Source organism: Streptomyces sp. NPDC052910 (assembly GCF_055585605.1).
In genome coordinates, this window is the sequence record NZ_JBVJJR010000005.1 from 215945 (window position 1) to 236410 (window position 20466).

Here is a 20466-nt window from a genome sequence, read left to right on the forward strand (position 1 = left end):
GATCCTGTCATGCACGCCACGACCCGGGGATCCGTCGGGTGGCGATCACCGGATGATCTACGCCACAGCGGCACCGTGGCGGCATCCGCCCGCGCGGACAACGCGCCGCACGCGTGAGTGCCCTTCGGTCACCCGGCCCGGTACACCGACACCAGACAGGAGACGGTGACCGGCACCGGCAACGTCAACTCGGCGACGCGGTCGCGTAGTTCGCCGGGCTCCACATGCCGCGCACTGGGGCCCATCAGCACCAGGTTCATCACGTCCTCCGCCGACAGGGTGACGGTGTGCTCGTGCGTCTCCGTGCTCTCGGCCCGGAACCGGTCGCCGAGCGTCCGCCGCAGCCGGTCCTCCTTGTCCGCGTCCACCGTGAGCAGCCCCAGGCTCTCCCGTAGCCCGGCCAGGTGACGGGCGGTCGGCGTGACGACGACGAGCGCGCCACCGGGCCGCAGCACACGGTGGAACTCTTCGCCGTTGCGTGGCGCGAAGACGTTCAGCACGACGTCCACGGACCCGCCGCGCACCGGCAGCGGGCGCCAGACGTCCCAGGTCGCCGCCCACGCCCGGGTGTGTGCCCGGGCCGCCTGCCGCAGCGCGTACTTCGAGGCGTCGAGTCCCAGTCCGACGGCGCCCGGCAGCGCGTCCAGGGCGGCGGCGAGGTAGTACCCGGTGCCGGCGCCGGCGTCGAGCAGGGTGCCGTCGTCCGGACAGAGCGGCGCCACGGCCCGGGCCAGGGCCGCCGCCAGCGGGGCGTAGTGCCCCGACCCGAGGAACGCCGTCCGGGCGCGCACCATGTCGGCCGTGTCGGCGCTGCCCGCCCGCATGTTGCCGGTCAGCAGGCCGACGTAACCCTGCCGGGCGACGTCGAACGCGTGACGGCCCGCGCAGCGTACGGATCCGTCGGCCTGGACGAGCCGCTCACCGCAGTGCGGGCACATCAGGACGTCGAGAAGGCGGAGCCGCGCCTCGGGCGCGACGTGAAGGGCGGGCATGCGTGGTCCTCCGCAGCGGTGGGCCGCGTGTCAGCAGGGAACGGTCGGGACCGTCGGCGGCCCGGGCCGACGCCTCGGGCGTGATCCCGCCTCGGCGCGAAGCGTGCGGAAGACTGGAGAACGCCTGGTCACGAGGCTAACACGGGGCCCTCCGGCCCCTGGTGGCCCACGCGCGGCGACCCGCGGGCCGCCTCGGTCCCCGTCCCCGCCCCTCAGGCTCTTCTCTCCCTCACCCTCCCGACCGTCCGGCTCCACCGCCCCTCAGCAGCACTGCCACGTGAACAGCGCCCGGTCGAACCGCCGCTCCGCCAGGTCCCGCGGACGTATCAGCCAGTACAGCGCGCCCGTGTCCCCCCACATCATGTCGGCGGCGGAGTCACTGTCGAACTGGGCGAGCAGCATCCACTCCCGGGCCTCCTCCACCACCCGCGGGTCGTTCCACTTCACACCCAGCGCACCGCAGGCCACCTCCGTCTCGACCGGGCCCTGTATCGCGTCGGCCCAGCCGCCGACCCGGTGCGCGGTGCCGGTGCCGAGGCGCCACAAGGCGTCGCAGAAGGCCCGGTCGTGGACCGGGTGCTCGAAGTACGGCTCCCCGGAGCTGAGGTCCCCCGCGAACTCCGCCTCGACCACGGGGTGGCCGGGGTCGACGGGGGCCGTCACCTCGGGCCGTACGGCCAGCGGCACGCGCGGGTACGCCTCCGCGCCGTCGGGCGCCTCCCGCGGGGCCGCGGGCGTACCGGCCGGCACGTACACCACGCGGGCGCCCGGCCGGGACTCCGGGTCGCCCGGGTCGACGAACTCCTCGCCGTCGTCGACCCGTCCGTCGAAGTAGAAGAAGTTCAGCGTGCCGTCGGAGGGGAAGGCCACGTCCAGCGCCGCGACGGTCAGGGCCGCGCAGTCCACGGAGGCGACGAACGCCAGCGGCCCGCGCCCCTCCCACTCGGGCCACTCCACGTCGTCCGGGAGCCGGGGCAGCCCGCCGAGCGCCCCACCCGGCTCCTCCCCGTCGGCCGCCGGGACCAGCCGGGCACTCGGCCGCAGCAGCGCCGACCAACGCTCGGCGACGTCGGACGGAAGGTGGGCGCGGGCGATGGCCCGCAGCGAGTCTGCGGTGGGCTGCGTCATGCTCCGATGATGCCGGGCACCACTGACAACGCCCCTCCTGCCACCACGGCCCCACGCGTTCTTCCAACGCCGTAACCCGCCAGGGCACTTCGCGCACCGGTCGGGGCCCGGCGGGACGGCTCCCACCGGGCCCTGACCGCCCCTGGACTCACGCCTTCGTCAGAGCCTCGATCGTCGTGCCCCGCTGCTCGGCCCAGGCCTCCAGGACCGTGCGGCACGCGTGGTCGAGGTGGCGCAGTTGCGACAGGTCGAGTTCGACCGGGCGGTCCACCGGGAGCGCCTCCAGCGTCTCCAGCATCCGGGGCAGCCGGAGGAACGTCGCGTTGCCGCCGGCCGTGACGGTCAGCCGCCCCTCCGCCGACTCCCGCACGTCGAGGTGGATCTGCGACGTCTCCCAGGCGGACTTGACGACCGCCAGCAGCAGGCCGACGAGGACGCCCTCGAACATGTTGGTGACGATGATGCCGATCGCGGTGACCGCCAGCACCACCGCCTCGCCCCGGTGCTTCCGCCAGAGCGGCAGGATCTGCCGCGCCGGGACGAGCTTGCAGCCGGCGTGCACGAGGACGCCCGCCAGGGCGGCCAGCGGAATGATCCCGACCGCGGCCGGCAGGAGCGCGGAGAACAACAGCAGCCAGGCACCGTGCAGGACGCGCGCGTTCCTGGTGCGGGCACCCGCCTGGACGTTGGCCGAACTGCGCACGATCACGGCCGTCATGGGCAGGGCTCCCAGGATGCCGCAGACCGTGTTCCCCACACCCTGCGCCATCAGCTCCTTGTCGTACTCGGTGCGCGGACCGTCGTGCATCCGGTCCACCGCCGCCGCGCTGAACAGGCTCTCCGCCGAGGCGATCAGGGCGAAGGCGAGGACGGTGCCCAGCGCGGCCGGGCTGCCGAGGGCCCCGAAGCCGTCGGCGCCGGGCGGCCGGACCGCCTGGACGATGCCCTCGAACTCGACGTGGGCCACGGACAGCCCGGCCAGGGCGCTGACGGCCGTGGCGAGGGCCACTGCCACGAGAGGCGCGGGCACCATCCGCGCCCTGGCCGGGAGCTTCTGCCAGAGGACGAGGACGGCGATCGTGCCCGCGCCCAGCAGGAACGGGGTGAGGGCATCGGCGTCCGTCGCCACGGTGCCGAGCAGCCCCGGCAACCCGGTGATCTTGTCGACACCGGACCGGGGCTGCTTGGCCCCGGCCATGGTGTAGAGCTGGCCGAAGAGCAGGACGAGCCCGATACCGGCGAGCATGCCCTGCACGACGGCCACCGACACGGCCCGGAAGAGCCGACCGAAGTGCAGGGCGCCCAGAACGATCTGCACCAGACCGGTGGCCAGGACGATGGCACCCAGCGCTCCCAGGCCGAACGCGTGGACCGCCTCGAAGACCAGCACGGTGAGCCCGGCCGCGGGGCCGCTCACCTGAAGCGAACTGCCGGGCAGGCAGCCGACCACCAGGCCGCCCACGATGCCGGTGATCAGACCGAGTTCGGCGGGCACCCCGGAGGCCACGGCCACGCCCACGCACAGCGGGAGGGCCACCAGGAAGACGACGAGCGAGGCCAGGACGTCCTGCCTCAGGGTGACGGGATCTTTGAGGTGCTTGAGGATCGAGAGCATGACCGCGGCTTCCTCGCGCTGTGAGGGGACGGGGACGGTGGCCGCCCGAGCGGCGGGCGAACGCGTCACAGCAGGTGGAACCGCCCGTCGGGCCGGTGCTCCCTGACCGCACCGGTGTGCACCTCGTAGTACCAGGCGTGCAGTCCGACCCTCCCGTCGGCGAGGCGCTCGGCGACGCACGGGTGCGTGCGCAACCGCTCCAGTTGCTCGACCGCGTGCCGCTGCACCGGTTCGGCCAGGTCGGGCGTACCGGCCTCCACCGGCTCGTTCCACGGCCACGCGACCGTCCGCTCCAGCCAGCCCCGCACGGCCGGCACGGCGGACAGGTCGTCCCCGCCGACGAGCGCCCGCACGGCGCCGCAGTGGGAGTGGCCGCAGACCACGATGTCGCGTACGCCCAGCACGCGGACCGCGTACTCGACGGTCGCCGTCTCACCGGTGGGGTGCTCGCCGTCGTACGAGGGAACGACGTTTCCGGCGGTGCGCAGCTCGAAAAGCTCGCCGGGGCGGGCGCCGGTGATCAGTGACGGCACCACACGCGAGTCGGAACAGGTGATGAAGAGGGCATCCGGGCGTTGACCGGCCTCCAGGGCACGGAACTCGTCTGCTCGCTCCGCCACATGGGCGGCGAAGGACCGGGCGTTGGCTGTCAAGGACCTCATGGTGGCCTTTCTCCCGCGTCCCGCCGTTTCCGGGCAGGGCGCGGTGTGTTCAAGGTCAGCACTGGGGTGTCGGACGCCGGCGGACCCGTCGGGGGCACGCCGGAAGAGGCCGTGCCGTCGCCGGCGCGGAAAGCGAAGACGCGCCGGGGGTGACGGCACACGCCCCGGGCGGTGAGAGGGCCGGGCTACCGCCCGGAGAACGCCACCGTGGCGAGGTGGACGGACCGGAGGCCGACGGGGTCGGGCAGCCGTTCCGGTCGGCCGGCGGTCCTGTCCGGAATCCGTCGTTCCATCAGCACATACTCCCCCGAGTACCGTGGCTCATCGGTCGTGTGGTCACCGCGCCGTGTGCGCGGAGGCGCCTACGGCGGCCGGCCGGCCGTTCCGGCGGCTGTAGCAGCCGTTGGCCACTACGCTACCCGCAGCGTCCGGTCAAAAGATAGCCAAATCCTGTTCTCACAAAGGCAATTGGCGCTCGGCGCCGACCCGCGCGACGGGGGCGCACAACCGCGGCGGACGAGATGACCACACACCCCTCCGCCCCGCTTCGCGGCACCCCTCAACCATGCGGCGAAAAGGCGATCAGGCCAGCCCGGTACCGGGCTGGCCTGATCGCGATGACCCACGACAACCGCCGACGGATGCCCCCGCCCCGGCCGCTGCCGCTACCGCTTGCGGACGTACTTCCTCACGAGCACGCCATTGCCGAAGACGCGCACCGACTCCAGCGTGAAGTCCGTCGCCCGGAAGCCCGAGCCGAACATCGGCATCCCGGAACCGTAGACCTGCGGATAGGTCTTGATGACCAGTTCGTCCACCTCGTCCACGAGTTCACCGGCGATCCGCGACCCGCCGCAGAGCCAGATGCCCTTCTCGCCCTCCTCCGCCTTGAGTTCACGGACGGCGGCGACGACATCCCCGGTCAGCAGCTTCACGTTCGGGTCGGGCGATTCCGTCAGCGTCCGAGACGCCACGTACTCCCGCAAGTGCCCGTAAGGGCTGGTGAACCCGGCGTCCAGGCCGATCTGATAGCTGCCCCTCCCCTGGACGACGGTGTCGAAATGCCGGTTCTCCAGCCCCTCCAGCCCGAGGAGGTCACGCCCCTCGGCGGAAACGGTCTCGGGGTACTCGGCCGTGAGGTACTCCAGGAACTCCTCGTCGACGAAGGCCATCATGGAGGACGCGTCACCCTCCGGGTCGCCGATGAACCCGTCGATCGAGCAGGCGACGAAGTAGGTGAGCTTGCGCAAGAGGGAGCCTCGTTTCACTGGGTGACGTATACCGGCATCCGATCCGACATCCGATGGCCGACCCGGCGGCCGAGGCGGCGGCCGGGGCGGCGTCTCGACACGGGTCACTGACCACTCCGCACATAGTGCTTCATCCGTAGTGGTTTCACAAGAGGTCCGGCCGGCCGAACCGGCAGGCGTGCCCGAACACCTCCTCGGGCACCCCTCGGACCGGGCCCGGAAACGCCGAGATCCCGCCCGACGTCTCCGTCGGACGGGATCTCGTTCTCCGCTTTCGTGACGGCAGGGCGTCACCCGGCACCAGCGGGGCGGGCGGTCACAGCCTGAAGAGCACTCCGCGCCAGACCCACCCGGCACCGGTGACCGTGTCGCGCAGCGGGTTCTTCATCTCCCGCGAGTCGTAAGCGAACGTCTCGACCCTGCGCCGCCGGCCGTCAGGCCCGCGCTCGTACGTCCACTGTTTGGAGACCGTGGTCGTCGCTCCGCGGCTGTACTCCGCCGACGTGGCGATCCGGGGTGTGTCGCCGACCCATGTCACCTCCCATTGCTCGTCGAGCGTGCGCACCTCATGCTTCTCCGGTACCAGTCGCATCCGGATGCGGTGCTGCCGGTCCAGTCGGCTCCGGGCGAAGAAGGTGTGCCACGCGGGCTCCTCCACCCGCAACTGCGCCACCAGGTCCGCCTTCTCCTTGGGAAGGGCGTCCCGTACGACGTACGGAACATCGGGACCATTGAGCGCGAGCAACGCCGCCCGAAGCTTGGCGGCGGGCAGCGGCACGGTACCGCCGACCGGATACCGGGTTCCGGTGAACCCGTCCCACAGCGGGGCCATCCCTACGCCCCCGCCCTGGTGTCCGGGCGAATCGAGCGCAGGAACTCCTCGAAGTCGCCTGCCACACCACCCTCCTGGGCCGCGGTGGACGTCAGGACGAACCGGATCACCGCGCGCTGGTGCGGGCTGCCGGGATCCACCATGGCCAGGTAGACCTGGTTCTGCACGAGATCACGGCGCGCACCACCGGCGTCGGCCGACAGAGTCAGCCGCTGGGCCAGACCGGGCGCGGCCTCGGCACCGAACTCGTCCCGCCTGGTGACCACCACCGACTCGCCGACCTCCCGGAGACGCAGCACCGCCTCGTCGGCCATGTCGGCCAAGGTCGCCGCGTCCGGACGGAAGTCGCCGTCGACGGTGATGTTGGCCGTGAACCCGGCGTCCGGTCGCGGATGAAGCGCGACGAAGGCCACGCCGGGTGCGCCGGCCTCGTCCGGAGGCGCCGGAGTCCAGCCTTCCGGCAGGCTGAATTCGATCGGCACCGGCAATGTTGTGGGCATGTCGGCCCTCCTTTCACACGTGTACATCACTTGACCAGGCCGACGATGCCGTTCTTCAGGCTGACGGCACCGTCCTTGACGTCACCGGCCGTGTCGACCACGAAGTCCGCCGCCTTGCCGACGGCGTGGGTCACCTTCTTCGGATCGACCGTGAACTCCACGCCCACGGCGCCGCCGATACCGGGGGAGATGCCGACCTTGCCTCCGAAGTGGAACTTGCCGTCTTCCCCTTTCTCATAAGTCCATTTGGCCTCCACGCCCGAACCGGCCCAGGCCTCGGCAGTACCACCGACGCCGATACCACCGACCTCCGCGCCTCCGGCGCCGGAAGCCTTGGCGCCTTCGAACGCCTTGAAGCCGCCGCTGAGACCTTTCCGGTTGGCGCTGACGCTCGCGGAAGCCTCCTCACCGGCGAAAGCCTCGGTGCGTCCATAGAGACCGAATTGCTCGCGTTCCAGACGCGCCTCGGCCAGGCCTCTGGTGCCTATGGACCCCTCGAACTTCCCGTTCACTCCCGAGTTGCTGAATCCCCAGTTCGCGGTGGACCTGGCTCCCGCGTAGGCGTCGGCGACTCCGGAGAGCCGCCATTCCCCGTCGGTCGTCGACCCCTTGGCCGTCACATGCCCGAGATCGGCGTACGCCTTGGCCGAACCCTCCTTGCCGTACTTGACGCCGCCGAGGGTGAACCCGGTGTCGGGTCCGGTCGCCGACGCCGTGCCCTCGCGCCTCCACTCACGGGTGTCCGCTGATGTCTCCGCCCAGCGCTTCTGGAAAAGTTTGAGATCACCCATCGCATCGTTGTTGAAGTTGTGCCCTCCCATGGAGTAGTTGCCCGTGGGGTCGATGCCGGAGGCCGCTTGCAGGGCGCGTCGGACATCCTTGTCCACTTCGTCCACCTGCCGGACGGCCTTCTTGATCGCCTGAGTCCACGCGGTCTCGGCCTCTCGTGTCCTCTGGCAGAAACCCTCGTAATCCGGATCCTTCCTCGCGTACGCGTCGACCCTGCCCCAGTCGTATGTGGCCTTGCCTTGGGAGTCGATGAGGAAGTGCTTCTTCCGAGCATCGACCACCAGATCCTTCACCGCCTTGACCAGCACGGTGAATTGCGTATGGGCGCCTCGCAGCAGCGACGCGATCGCCTTCGCCTGTTTCTGCGCCGCGACGAGCTGTTCCTGTGTCGCCTTGAACCGAGCGGACGCCGCCACAGCGGCCAGGCCCACCCAACGGCCGTCTTCCGCTACCGAACGCACCTTGCTCTTGTAGTGGGTCTCGACGCTCTTGAACGCCTCGGCCATGGCGTCCCACTTGGCGGCCGCCGTGTTCAGAGGCTCCAGTTTCGTGGTGACGACTTCTTGATAGGTCAGCATGGTGTTCGTCGTCCCCTAGTCGCCCTTCGCCTGTGGCGCGCCGTAGAACCGGCGAAGAAGGTCGCTCCTCGGCTGGTTTTCGAGCTTCTGTCCGGTTTGGCGGTCGAACTCGGAGAAACCCTCCGCCGTCTTGGTGAGCGCCACCTCATCGGCGGCGAGCCGCGACTGGAGGCCCTTCACCTGCCGGTCCCACTCCTCGTGGACCGTCTTGAGAGCCGTCGCTGTGGACCATCCATGCAATGCGGTCCTGGCGTGGGCGGTCCCCTCGTCCGCCTTCGTGCCGGCTGTGCGGACATCCGGCCGGATGTCGTTCCGGAGCGCTTTCGCAGCCGCCGCCTTGCCCGCTTCGTTCGTCTTGAGTCTGTCCGAGCCTCCTGGGCCACTCTCATGCGCCATATGGCCACCCCCTGTCTCTGTCACAGCGCTCGATCGCGCTGACACGGCAAGTTGGTGGGGCGATCATATGTACGGCTGGTTTCGAGCGACGCTCCAACTACGCGGCCTGTCCGATACGTTCCCTGCCGTCACACCGCCGTCCCAGGCCCCGCCCACTCACGGGACAGAGCCGGACCAGGAACAAAAAAAAGATCCCGCCCGATCAAAATGATCGGACGGGATCTTCGATGACTGCTCCGGAACAGTCGTGTTGTGGACCTGAGGGGATTTGAACCCCTGACCCCCTCGATGCGAACGAGGTGCGCTACCGGACTGCGCCACAGGCCCTTGCAACGAGTGAAACTCTAGCACCCCGACCGGCCGGGAAGAAAATCGCCCTTCGCGGCCCCCTGTGGCTGACCAGCGCGGGGGCGCCCGAAGGGCGGTGGTGGTGGGCCGGCGGCGGTGGTCACTCGTTGGCGGCGCGGGGGCGCTCGTCGTCCGCGTACTGGTCGAACAGCGGGGTGCGGCCGCGCTCGCGCGGGCGGCGGCGGGGGCGGGCGCCGCGGCGGTCGTCGGCCGGCTTGCGGTCGAGGGCGGGGCCGGCGGTGCTGGAGCGGGCGGCGCTCCAGGTGTCGGGGGTGCCCAGGTCGGCGGAGTCGCCGGCGCGGGGGGCGACGGGGGCGGTGACGTAGGTGGGCAGCGGGACGGGCACCGGCTCCCAGCCGTCGCCCTCGGTGCCGCGGTCGCGCTGCTGGTCCACCCACTCCGCGTGGTCGGTCTGCTCGACCAGGGCGCGGCGGCCCGCGCTGGGCGAGGGGGTCGGCGGGGCGGCCGGGGCGCTCGCGGGCTCAGCCACGACGGCGGGGGCCGGACGGCGGACGGTGTCCGCGGGGGCGGGGGCGGCGACGGTCGTGGGGTCCGCCGCCTGCTGAGGGCGCGGGCGGCCCTCACGGAGCCGCTGGGCGGCCAGTTCGGCCCGGCGCTGGTCCATGACGAAGGCGAACCGCCGTCGCTCCTGGACGCGCAGGTAGCAGATGTAGGCGCTGAGAAGCACCGCGGGGAAGCCCGGGGCCCACAGGAAGGCGATGCCGCCGACGCCCGCGACGATCGCGCCGACGGTGAAGGCGAGGAAGAGCAGCACGGTGGTGCGGCGGCGGCGCGCGAGGACCTTGGAGCGGCGGGCGCGTTCGGCCTGGGTGGGGGGAGTCTGGCCGTTCGCGGGCGGGGCGGCGGACAGGCCGGAAGAGGCGCCGGAGGATCCGGCGGAAGGCATGCCGGCGGGCCGGGCGGCGACCTTCTCGGTCGCGGCGTCCGGCTCCTCGGGGCGCACCGTCGGGGCGTCCGTCTCGGCGTCCGGTGCCGGCGCGTCGGCGGAGGCGCCGGCGCGTTCGAGCTCCTTGGCGTAACGGCGCTCCATCCCCGCCCGTCCGGACAGCAGCCGGATGGCGGTGCTGAAGCGTTCCGTCGGACGGGCTTCGTTGAGCTCGTCCTGCCTACGGAGCCACATCGGCACCAAGTAGGCGGCCCAGGCCCCGACGATGACTGCGTAGATCAGGCCGCTGCTGCTCACACTGCACACGGTAGAGGGGTCCGCTCGGCGGATTCCGCCAATTGGCGCGGTGTGTCGCACGAACCGGCTGATATCTCGAACTTTTTTTGTGATTGTTGGGTCTGAAACCGAACATCGACCGTCATTCGACAGTGAAAATCGAACGTTTATTTTATTTTGCGGTGCCGGTGCCGGTGCCGCTGCCGCTGCCGGCGGCCCGGGACCGGTGCCAGCGGCTCACCAACCCGTCCACCGCCTCCTCCGCGGTGAGCGCGTAGACCAGGTGGTCCCGCCAGGCACCGTCGATGTGCAGGTATCGCGGACGCAGCCCCTCCTCGCGGAAGCCGAGCTTCTCCACCACCCGGCGGCTCGGTGTGTTCTCCGGGCGGATGCACACCTCGACACGGTGCAGGCCGAGGGTGCGGAAGCAGTGGTCGGTGACGAGGGCGACGGCGGTCGGCATGACGCCCCGGCCGGCCACGGCCTCGTCCACCCAGTACCCGACGTGCGCCGAGCACATCGAGCCCCAGGTGATGCCCGCGATCGTCAACTGCCCCGCCAGCCGCCCCTGGTACTCGATGACGAAGGGCAGCATGCGGCCCGCGTGCGCCTCGGACCGCAGGTGACGGACCATCTGCCGGTAGGTGGGACGCCGGGCGGGCGGGCCGCCGGGCGGGGGTGGCGGGACGGTGGCCTCCCAGGGGCGCAGCCAGTCGCGGTTGCGCCGGTTGACCTCGCGCCAGGCCCGGTGGTCGCGCATCCGGATGGGGCGGAGAAGGACGTCCCCGTCCCTGAGCGCCACCGGCCACATGGTCATGCGGGGTTCCGGGGCGCGGCGCCGGGGTGGTCACCGCCGTGCAGTTGGTCCACGGCGTGCGCCAGCAGCCGGCCGAGGACGGCCAGGCCGTCCCGCACCCCGCCCGTCGAACCGGGGAGGTTGACGATCAGCGTGCGCCCGGCGACGCCGGCCAGGCCGCGGGAGAGCGCGGCCGTCGGCACCTTGGCCAGCCCCTCGGCACGGACGGCCTCGGCGATGCCGGGCACCTCGTAGTCCAGGACGGCCCGGGTGGCCTCGGGGGTGCGGTCGGTGGGCGAGATGCCCGTTCCGCCGGTGGTGACCACCACGTCGTACCCCTCGGCAACGGCCGTCCGCAGCGCGGCCTCGACCGGGTCGCCGTCGGGCACCACCAGGGGGCCCTCGACCGCGCAGCCGAGCTCGGTCAGCCCGGCGACCAGCAACGGACCGCCCCGGTCCGGGTAGACGCCGGCGGCGGCGCGGTTGGAGGCGGTGACGACCAGGGCCCTCACGGGGGCCGCCGGGACACCCCTGGGGACGTCGGGGACGCTCGTGGGGACGTCCGGGGTGCTCACGGGCGCCGCCAGTCGCCGGACTTGCCGCCGGACTTCTCCTCGACCCGGACGTCGGTGATGACCGCGCCCTTGTCGACCGCCTTGACCATGTCGACGACGGTGAGGGCGGCGGTGGTGACGGCGGTCAGGGCCTCCATCTCGACTCCGGTGCGGCCGGTGGTCCGGACGGTGACGGCGATCTCGACCGCGTCGTCGGCCACCGCGAGGTCGACGGTGACACCCGAGAGGGCCAGCGGGTGGCAGAGCGGGATGATCTCCGGCGTGCGCTTGGCCCCCATGATCCCGGCGATCCGGGCGGTGGCCAGGACGTCCCCCTTGGGCAGGCCCTCGCCGCGCAGCAGTTCCACCACGCGCGGCGCGACCAGCACCCGCCCGCTCGCCCGCGCGGTGCGGGCGGTGACCTCCTTGGCTGTGATGTCGACCATGCGCGCCGCGCCCGCGTCGTCGAGGTGGGTCAGCCGGGCGGGTGGGGGCTGGGTGCTGCTCATCGTTCTCCCGGTCCAAGGCCAAGGCCGTCGCTGCTCTGGGTGGAGTGGGGTGCCACCGTACCCGGAGACGGGAGCGGTCAGTCGAGAAGGATCACGTCGACCTCGTCCCCGGCCGGGACGGAGGTGACGTCCTCGGGGACGACGATCAGCGCGTCGGCCCGCGCGAGCGCCCCCACCAGGTGGGATCCGGCGCCGCCGACGGGGGTGACCCGGCCGTCCGCGTAGCGGCCGCGCAGGTACTGGCGGCGGCCCTCGGGCGACGGGCCTACGGCCTCGGCGCACTCGGCGCGGACGACGGGGCGGTGGACCGGTTCGAGGCCCATCATGGCGCGGACGGCGGGCCGGACGAAGAGCTCGAAGGAGACGTAGGCGCTCACCGGGTTGCCCGGGAGGGCGAAGAGGGGGACGCCGCCGGGCCCGAGCCGGCCGTAGCCCTGCGGTTTGCCCGGCTGCATGGCCAGCCTGCGGAACTCGACGCGGCCCTCGTCGCCGGTCAGCCCGGTGAGCGCCGCCTTGACGACGTCGTAGGCGCCGACGCTGACGCCGCCGCTGGTGACGATGGCGTCGGCACGGACGATCTGGTCCTCCAGGGTGGCGCGCAGCGTCGCGGCGTCGTCCTCGACCGCGCCGACGCGGTAGGCGAGGGCCCCGGCGTCGCGGGCACAGGCTGCGAGGAGGTAGCTGTTCGAGTCGTGGATGCGGCCGGGGGCGAGCTCCGCGCCGGGCGGGACGAGCTCGCTGCCGGTGGAGAGGACGACGACGCGGGGGCGCGGGCGGACGGTCACGGTGGCGCGCCCGATCGCGGCCAGCAGACCGAGCTGCGCGGGGCCGAGGACGGTGCCGGCGGGCAGGGCGAGGTCGCCCGCGGCGACGTCGCTGCCACGGGCGCGGACGTGGGCGCGGTCGGCGGCGGGGCGGTGCACGCGCACCTCACCCAGCCCGCCCTCCGCCCCGGGGCCGAGGCCGCCAGCGGACATCGTCGTGGCGGGCCCGCCGCCGAGCCCGCCGTCGGTCCACTCGACGGGGACGACCGCCTCGGCACCGGGCGGCAGCGGCGCCCCGGTCATGATCCGTGCGGCCTGGCCGGGCCCCACGGTCAGGAGCGTCCCGTCGCCGCCCGCCGCGACGTCGCCGACGACCGTGAGCACCGCAGGGAACTTCTCGCTCGCGTCCCGGACGTCGGCGACCCGGACCGCGTAGCCGTCCATGGAGCTGTTGTCGAAGGGCGGCAGGGCGGCGGGAACCGTGACGTCCTCGACCAGCACGCAGCTCTGGGCGTCGAGCAGTTGGAGCTCGATGGGCTCCAACGGACGGACCGTGCGCAGGATGTCGGCGAGGTGCTCGTCCACGGACCAGAGGCGGCCCGTGCCCGGCGGGGCCACGGCGGTGTCGCTCACAGGGCTACATCTCCTCGGTGACGTACCTTCGAAGCCAGGCCCGGAAGTCCGGCCCCAGGTCTTCACGTTCGCATGCCAGTCTGACAATGGCACGCAGGTAGTCACCACGGTCACCGGTGTCATACCGGCGCCCCTTGAACACCACGCCGTGCACCGGTCCGCCGAGGCCCGGCGCGGCGGCGAGGGCCTGGAGGGCGTCGGTGAGCTGGATCTCGCCGCCGCGGCCGGGCGGGGTCTCACGCAGCACGTCGAAGATCGCGGGGTCGAGGACATAGCGGCCGATCACGGCGTAATTGCTGGGCGCCTCGGCCGGGTCGGGCTTCTCGACGAGGCCGGTGACCTCGACGACGTCCTCGGCGTCGGTGGGCTTGACCGCCGCGCAGCCGTAGAGGTGGACCTGCGACGGGTCGACCTCCAGCAGGGCGATCACGCTGCCGCCGGAGCGCCGCTGGATGTCGACCATGCGGGAGAGCAGGGCGTCCCGCTCGTCGATCAGGTCGTCGCCGAGCAGGACGGCGAACGGCTCGTTGCCCACGTGCGGGGCCGCGCAGAGCACGGCGTGACCGAGGCCCTTGGGGTCGCCCTGACGGACGTAGTGCATCGTCCCGAGGTTGCTGGACTCCTGCACCCGGGCCAGCCGGGAGGCGTCGCCCTTGCGGCGCAGAGCCTCCTCCAGCTCGTAGTTCCGGTCGAAGTGATCTTCCAGGGGGCGCTTGTTACGACCGGTGATCATCAGGACGTCCGTGAGGCCCGCGGCGACCGCTTCCTCCACCACGTACTGGATCGCCGGCTTGTCGACGACCGGCAGCATTTCCTTGGGCGTGGCCTTCGTCGCCGGGAGAAACCGGGTTCCCAGGCCGGCGGCGGGAATGACAGCCTTGCTGATCCGAGGTCGCGCGTGAGTCATGGGGCGAACACTATCCGTTGCGAATGAGTGGAAGATGCGGCTCCACCGAGTATGAACCGAGAAAAGGAGTTTGTACTAACAATGGGCACGGCAGATGGCGGCAAGACCGACTTGCGGCGAATTCTCCTCGGCCGGCGAGCGGCCCTGAGCCCCGGGGCGGTCGAGGCGGCGCAGGAGGCACTGGGACGGCGCGCGCTCGGCCTGCCGGAGCTCGCGGACGCCGGGACGGTCGCCGCCTATGTCTCCGTCGGCCGCGAACCGGGCACCCGGGCCCTGCTGGAGACCCTGCGCGAACGCGGCGTCCGGGTGCTGCTGCCCGTCCTGCTGCCGGACAACGATCTCGACTGGGGTCTCTACCGCGGCCCCGCCGGGCTGGTCCGGGCCGGCCGCGGCCTGCTGGAACCGGACGGCCCCCGGCTCGGTCCCGGCGCCGTCACCGGGGCGGACGCCGTCCTGCTGCCCGGCCTCGCGGTGGACGGGCGGGGCATGCGCCTGGGGCGCGGGGGCGGCTCGTACGACCGCGTACTGGCGCGCTTGGAGCGCGCGGGCGCGACGCCCGCCCTGATCGTGCTCCTCTACGACGACGAGGTGGTCGCGCGGGTCCCGGAGGAACCGCACGACCACCCCGTGCACGCGGTGGTCACCCCTGGCGGGGTGCTCCGCTTCGCGCCGTCCTGACGGCGCCGGTCACCTGCCGGAGGGCGGGCGGCCGCCCTCCGGGCCTCACGGCCTCACGGCCTCACGGCCTCAGCGTGAGCGTGTTCTCCGACGCCTTCTTCACCGCCCCCGGCGAGAAGGCCCACGGCAGCAGCTCGCCCTTGGCCCACTTGTCCGTCTGGTCGTAGTAGTTGTCGTGATAGGCGTGGCCGGACGCGCCGGTGAGGTTGATCCACCGGGACTTGTCCAGGTCCTCCAGGTTGACGACCATCCGCATCGACGGCACCCAGACCACCTCGTAGCCGCCCGCCGCGTTCCAGCCGGCCGCGTTGACGGCGGCCTCGCCGCCGGCCAGGTTCCAGGGGCCGCGGTTGAGCATCCACCGGACGACGGCGGGGCCCTCCTTGCCCAGGGTCTGGTTCTTCAGGTTGAGCTGGTGCAGCCGGCCCCAGCTCCAGGACGAGACGTCCTTGCCGAGCTTGGAGGTGAGCTCGTAACGGGCGTCCTTCATGGCCCGAGCCAGCAGGTCGTCCCGGTTCTTCGCGCCGTTGCGCCCGCTGGTCTTCCACCAGCCGTTCTCCGGCTTGTCGAGGATGCCGCGGACGACCTCGATCCAGCGGTCGCCGCCGTCCGGCTGCGCAGCGTCCGGCTCGCGCTCGCCGCACTCGGTGACCAGGCGGGTCCTGCCGTTCAGGTCCTCCTTGGGACCGGAGTCGCGGGGCGGGCGCACCCGCAGGCACTGGCCCTTCACGCGCAGCTCCTTGGGGAGCTTGTTGCCGAAGGCGAGCTTGAGGGTGTTGCGCCAGACCGCGTTGAAGTAGGCCGCGGCGGCCGAGTCGGCGTCCTGCTTGTAGTCCCAGTCCTTCAGCAGGTCCTGGGCCTCGCGCAGGTACTTGGTCTCGCGCTCGTTGGGACCCTTGAGCTTGACCTTGAGCAGGTAGGGCGTCAGGAGCGCGCCGATCTCACTGGCGTTGTCCATCTGCATCTTCTGCATGTCCTCGGTCGAGATCTTCCCGCCGTCCTTGATCTTCGACTGGATGAGCTCGGTGATGCGGTGGCTGCGGGTGCCGTAGCCCCAGTCCGAGGTGAGCGCGATCGGGTACTTCTGGTCGACGACCGCCTGGTTGGCGGTCACGATGTAGCCGCGCTTGGGGTTGTAGTCCCAGGGCAGCGCCGCCGACGGGACGTACGACTTCCACTGGTAGGCCGGGTCCCAGCCGGGGGCCGGGAGACGGCCGTCGTGCTTCTTGTTGCGCAGCGGGATGCGGCCGGGGGCCTGGTAGCCGATGTTGCCCTTGGTGTCCGCGTAGATCAGGTTCTGCGAGGGGACGGCGAAGTCGAACGCGGCCTTGCGGAACGACTCCCAGTCCGTGGCCCGGTTCAGCTCGAAGACCGCGTCCATCGTCTTGCCCGGTTCGAGGGCGGTCCAGCGCAGCGCGACGGCGTACCCCTCGGCGCGGTCGGGGGCCGCGCCCTTCACGGGGGCGTCCTGGCCGACCTTGCCCAGTTCGTCGTTGCGGTCGGAGACGAGCGGACCGTTGTTGGTCTCACGGATCGTGAACTCGCGGTCCTTGCCGCCCGCGACCTTCACGGTCTCCTTGCGGGTGGCGAGGGGCAGCTCCTTGCCGCCGAACTGGTAGGTGCCGTTGACGTTGACCTTCTCCAGGTAGAAGTCGGCGACGTCGGCACCCAGGTTCGTCATGCCCCAGGCGATGTCCTTGTTGTGGCCGATGACGACGCCGGGCATGCCCGCGAAGGTGTAGCCCGCCACGTCGTACGGACACTGCTCGCTCGTCCGGGTGCAGTGCAGGCCCATCTGGTACCAGAGCGACGGCATCTGCGGCGCGAGGTGCGGGTCGTTGGCCAGCAGCGGCTTGCCCGTGGTCGTGTACTTGCCCGAGACCACCCAGGAGTTGGAGCCGATGCCGTTGCCGTTGGGACCGAGCAGGGCCGGCAGCTTGTCGAGCGTCTTCGACAGCGAGGACAGGCCGGTGCGCAGCCCGCCGGCCGCGGCGCCGCCCGTGCCCTTGGCGGGGCCGCCGTTGTCGGGAAGGCCCTGAGTGCCCTGAGTGCCCTGGCTTCCCTGCGTGCTCCGATTGCCCTGGGTGCCGGACGTGCCCTGAGTGCCCTGCGTGGCCTGACCGCCGGGCGTCCCCTGAGTTCCCTGAGTGCCCTGAGCACCCGGCTGCGACGAGGCGGACGGCGTGCCCTTCGGGTCGAAGGCCTTGCCCGCCGCGTCATAGGCGCCGCCCTCGACGATCGGCTTGTTCCGGTCGTACGGGTACGACGGGTAGAGCTGCTCGATCTGCCGCGCGTCCAGCCGGGTGGCGGCGAGCGAGCGGTCGATCTCGTCGCGCATGTTGGACCGCAGGTCCCAGGCCATCGCCTTCAGCCACGCGACGGAGTCGACCGGGGTCCACTTCTCCGGCTTGTAGTCGTTCTCGAACTCCAGGGCCGCGTACTCGACGGACAGCGACTTGCCCTGGTGGTCGGCGAGATAGGCGTTGACGCCGTCGGCGTACGCCTGGAGGTACTTCTTGGTCTCCGGCGACAGCTTGCTGTCGTACTCCTTCTGCGCGGTCCGGCGCCAGCCCATCGTGCGGACGAAGGCGTCGGTCTCCACCTGTCCGGAACCGAACATCTCGGAGAGCCGCCCGGCCGTCAGATGCCGCCGGACGTCCATCTCCCAGAACCGGTCCTGCGCCTGGACGAAGCCCTGGGCGCGGAAGAGGTCCTCGGCGGTGTCCGCGTAGACCTGGGGAATGCCGTTGCCGTCGCGCTCGACCTTGACCTGTCCCTTCAGGCCCTTCAGCGCGAGCGTTCCGGACATCTCCGGGAACGAGGCGCGGACGGTGCTGACGCCCCAGTACGTCCCGTATCCGACGCCTGCCACGAGCAACAGCACAAGGCTGATCACGATCAGGCGAGCGCGTCGTCCCTTCTTTTTCTTGCCGGAAGGGCCGGTGTTGTTGGGGGGCATCGCTGTCCTTCGCGGGGCCGGGTGGTCCTGGAGTGCTGGAAGCAACCATAGGCGCAGGGCACCCGGCGGCCCGACGCGAAGTGGTCGCGGGCCCCGGCGGTGACCGCCGGAACGGCTGCCGGACCGACCGCCGGCGGCGCTCCCGAAGGGGCCCGCGCGGAGGCCCGGAACGCCCTCGCTCCCCTTTGGCCCGACCGAACCGCGTTAAGAACCCGTAAAATATTAGGAGAGGCAATGAAGTTCCGGTCGCACGCGAGGAGACGTTCGCAGGAACGTTCCTGCGGACAGCGGCCGGAGTCCTAGTGATGGGAGCGGCCCCTGACTGTCCACCACCTCAACGAACTTCTGCTCGTCTGCTCGCTCGTCCTGCTCGTCGCGGTGGCGGCGGTACGGGTGTCCTCCCGGAGCGGGCTGCCCAGTCTGCTCATCTATCTCGGCATCGGCGTCGCCATAGGACAGGACGGCATCGGCGTCTCCTTCGACGACGTCGGGCTGACCCAGGTCATCGGTTACGCGGCACTCGTGGTGATCCTGGCCGAGGGCGGTCTCGGCACCAAGTGGCACGAGATCAAACCGGCGCTGCCCGCCGCCGCCGTCCTCTCCACCTTCGGTGTCGCGGTGAGCGTGGGGGTCACCGCGGCCGCCGCCCACTACCTCGCCGGGGTGGACTGGCGGCAAAGCCTGATCATCGGCGCGGTGGTGTCGTCGACGGACGCCGCGGCCGTCTTCTCCGTCCTGCGGAACGTTCCCCTCCCCGCCCGGCTCACCGGCGTCCTGGAAGCGGAGTCCGGCTTCAACGACGCTCCCGTCGTCATCCTCGTCGTCGCCTTCTCGGCCGCGGGACCCGTCGAGCACTGGTACCTGCTGCTCGGCAAGATCGCTCTCGAACTGGCCATCGGCGCGGCCGTCGGCCTCGCCATCGGCTTCCTCGGCGCCTACGGCATGCGGCACGTGGCCCTGCCCGCCTCCGGCCTCTACCCCATCGCCGTGATGGCCATCGCCACCGTCGCGTACGCGGGCGGCGCGCTGGCCCACGGCTCCGGCTTCCTCGCCGTCTACCTGGCCGCGCTGATACTGGGGAACGCCAAACTGCCCCACTGGGCCGCCACGCGGGGCTTCGCGGAAGGGCTCGGCTGGATCGCCCAGATCGGGATGTTCGTCCTGCTCGGTCTGCTGGTCACGCCGCATGAACTCGGCGACGACATCGTTCCCGCGCTCGTCGTCGGCCTGGTCCTGACGATGATCGCGCGACCGGTCTCCGTCTTCCTGAGTACGGCGCCGTTCGGCACCCCCTGGCGGGAGAAGGCACTCCTCTCCTGGGCCGGGCTGCGCGGTGCGGTACCGATCGTGCTGGCCACGATCCCCATGGTGGCGGCGGTTCCCGACAGCCGGCGGATCTTCAACATCGTCTTCGTGCTGGTCATCGTCTACACCCTGGTCCAGGGGCCGACGCTGCCCTGGCTGGCCCGCCGCCTCGGCCTGGGCGACACCGAGGCCATGGACCTCGGGATCGAATCCGCGCCTCTGGAACGGCTGCGCGGCCACCTGCTGTCGGTGGCCGTCCCCGAGGGCTCGAAGATGCACGGCGTCGAGGTCTCGGAGCTGCGGCTGCCGGCCGGCTCGGCCGTCACGCTCGTGGTGCGGGACGGGAAAAGCTTCGTGCCGGCCCCGTCGACCGTCCTGCGGTACGGGGACGAGCTGCTGGTCGTGGCCACGGATCCGGTGCGCGACGCGGCCGAGAAGCGGCTGCGCGCGGTCGGCGAGGGCGGCAAGCTGGCCGGATGGCTGGGGACGGGATCCGCTGCCACGTCCGAGGCCGGCAAGGGGAAGCGGAGACCGGAACCCGGCGGTGCGGGCGCCCGGCGGGGTGGCACGTCGAGCAACACCGGCGGCTCCGGCGGCTCCGGCGGCTCCGGCGGCTCCGGCGGCTCCGGCGGCTCCGGCGGCTCCGGCGGCTCCGGCGGCTCCGGCGGCTCCGGCGGAAGAAACGATGCCTCGGGGAAGCCCGGAGCCTCGGGCACGACCGGGACCTCTACGACCGGGACCTCCACGGCCGGGACCTCGGGGAAGGCCGATTCCCCGGGGAAAAGCGTGTGGAGGCGAGCGCCAGGTATGGTAGGGAGAAAGTAGGTTCTTCGTACGATCCTCCGGCTGATGCCGGAGGCCCTGGCGGGGGTGTCCCCGCGGGCCGGAGAGCCTGCTCTTTTCCGTACGTATCACTACCGAAACACTGAACACACCGAACCATCTCTGCCTGATGCAGAGCTGGCGCGACCGCACGGCGGCCGTGGCCGCGATAGACGAGGCGGCCGGATCGGCATCTACCACGGTCCTGCGCGAGAGGACAGCTCTCGGCGCGCTCCGTGACGGCTTTCCCCGTACGGGGCGTGCTA

18 protein-coding genes and 1 tRNA gene are annotated in these 20466 nt (G+C 71.6%); 2 read left to right on the forward strand and 17 right to left on the reverse strand.

Annotated elements, in window-relative coordinates; translation table 11 throughout:
* Positions 1-128: 128 nt before the first annotated feature.
* From ACZ6X9_RS20105 to galU, 16 genes are all read right to left on the reverse strand, one after another.
* Positions 129-992, reverse strand: coding sequence for a putative RNA methyltransferase (locus ACZ6X9_RS20105; RefSeq protein WP_469779354.1), 864 nt, complete (start codon positions 990-992; stop codon positions 129-131).
* Between the two features lie 261 nt (positions 993-1253).
* The gene (locus tag ACZ6X9_RS20110) at positions 1254-2120 is read right to left on the reverse strand and encodes a YwqG family protein (RefSeq protein ID WP_469779355.1); all 867 of its coding nucleotides are present in this window, start codon (positions 2118-2120) and stop codon (positions 1254-1256) included.
* A gap of 148 nt (positions 2121-2268) precedes the next feature.
* A complete protein-coding gene (locus tag ACZ6X9_RS20115; RefSeq protein WP_469779356.1) occupies positions 2269-3735 on the reverse strand; it encodes a SulP family inorganic anion transporter in 1467 nt (488 codons plus the stop codon).
* 65 nt (positions 3736-3800) lie between these two features.
* Positions 3801-4397 carry a carbonic anhydrase gene (locus tag ACZ6X9_RS20120; protein ID WP_469779357.1) on the reverse strand — a complete coding sequence of 199 codons (597 nt, stop codon included), beginning with the start codon at positions 4395-4397 and terminating at the stop codon, positions 3801-3803.
* 665 nt (positions 4398-5062) lie between these two features.
* Positions 5063-5647: a dihydrofolate reductase family protein gene (locus ACZ6X9_RS20125; protein WP_469779358.1), complete on the reverse strand. Its 585-nt coding sequence runs from the start codon at positions 5645-5647 to the stop codon at positions 5063-5065.
* A 316-nt stretch (positions 5648-5963) separates the two neighbouring features.
* Positions 5964-6479 carry a hypothetical protein gene (locus tag ACZ6X9_RS20130; RefSeq protein WP_469779359.1) on the reverse strand — a complete coding sequence of 172 codons (516 nt, stop codon included), beginning with the start codon at positions 6477-6479 and terminating at the stop codon, positions 5964-5966.
* A gap of 2 nt (positions 6480-6481) precedes the next feature.
* A complete protein-coding gene (locus ACZ6X9_RS20135) occupies positions 6482-6979 on the reverse strand; it encodes a hypothetical protein (protein WP_469779360.1) in 498 nt (165 codons plus the stop codon).
* Between the two features lie 26 nt (positions 6980-7005).
* The gene (locus tag ACZ6X9_RS20140) at positions 7006-8346 is read right to left on the reverse strand and encodes a hypothetical protein (protein ID WP_469779361.1); all 1341 of its coding nucleotides are present in this window, start codon (positions 8344-8346) and stop codon (positions 7006-7008) included.
* A 15-nt stretch (positions 8347-8361) separates the two neighbouring features.
* A complete protein-coding gene (locus ACZ6X9_RS20145; protein ID WP_469779362.1) occupies positions 8362-8742 on the reverse strand; it encodes a hypothetical protein in 381 nt (126 codons plus the stop codon).
* A 253-nt stretch (positions 8743-8995) separates the two neighbouring features.
* Positions 8996-9069: transfer RNA gene (locus tag ACZ6X9_RS20150), tRNA-Ala, on the reverse strand.
* Between the two features lie 121 nt (positions 9070-9190).
* Entirely contained in the window at positions 9191-10294 is a 1104-nt protein-coding gene (sepX, locus tag ACZ6X9_RS20155; protein ID WP_469779363.1) for a divisome protein SepX/GlpR, read from the reverse strand.
* 151 nt (positions 10295-10445) lie between these two features.
* Complete coding sequence (locus ACZ6X9_RS20160) at positions 10446-11084, reverse strand: GNAT family N-acetyltransferase (protein WP_469779627.1); 639 nt, start codon at positions 11082-11084, stop codon at positions 10446-10448.
* 2 nt (positions 11085-11086) lie between these two features.
* Positions 11087-11644 carry a MogA/MoaB family molybdenum cofactor biosynthesis protein gene (locus ACZ6X9_RS20165; RefSeq protein ID WP_469779364.1) on the reverse strand — a complete coding sequence of 186 codons (558 nt, stop codon included), beginning with the start codon at positions 11642-11644 and terminating at the stop codon, positions 11087-11089.
* Entirely contained in the window at positions 11641-12132 is a 492-nt protein-coding gene (gene moaC, locus ACZ6X9_RS20170; protein WP_469779365.1) for a cyclic pyranopterin monophosphate synthase MoaC, read from the reverse strand. Before moaC ends, ACZ6X9_RS20165 begins: the two co-directional genes overlap by 4 nt.
* A 77-nt stretch (positions 12133-12209) precedes the next feature.
* Positions 12210-13529, reverse strand: coding sequence for a molybdotransferase-like divisome protein Glp (gene glp, locus ACZ6X9_RS20175; protein ID WP_469779366.1), 1320 nt, complete (start codon positions 13527-13529; stop codon positions 12210-12212).
* Positions 13530-13533: 4 nt separating this feature from the next.
* Complete coding sequence (gene galU, locus ACZ6X9_RS20180) at positions 13534-14436, reverse strand: UTP--glucose-1-phosphate uridylyltransferase GalU (RefSeq protein WP_436782712.1); 903 nt, start codon at positions 14434-14436, stop codon at positions 13534-13536.
* Between the two features lie 81 nt (positions 14437-14517).
* Between galU and ACZ6X9_RS20185 the strand changes: the two genes are divergently transcribed.
* Positions 14518-15114 (forward strand): 5-formyltetrahydrofolate cyclo-ligase, encoded by a 597-nt coding sequence (locus ACZ6X9_RS20185; RefSeq protein ID WP_469779367.1) that lies wholly within the window; start codon positions 14518-14520, stop codon positions 15112-15114.
* 61 nt (positions 15115-15175) lie between these two features.
* Here the strand turns inward: ACZ6X9_RS20185 and ACZ6X9_RS20190 are convergent, their stop codons facing one another.
* Positions 15176-18073, reverse strand: coding sequence for a penicillin acylase family protein (locus tag ACZ6X9_RS20190; protein ID WP_469779368.1), 2898 nt, complete (start codon positions 18071-18073; stop codon positions 15176-15178).
* Between the two features lie 345 nt (positions 18074-18418).
* On the opposite strand from ACZ6X9_RS20190, the gene ACZ6X9_RS20195 reads away from it, so the two are divergent.
* Positions 18419-20203 carry a potassium/proton antiporter gene (locus ACZ6X9_RS20195; RefSeq protein ID WP_469779628.1) on the forward strand — a complete coding sequence of 595 codons (1785 nt, stop codon included), beginning with the start codon at positions 18419-18421 and terminating at the stop codon, positions 20201-20203.
* Positions 20204-20466 lie beyond the last annotated feature (263 nt).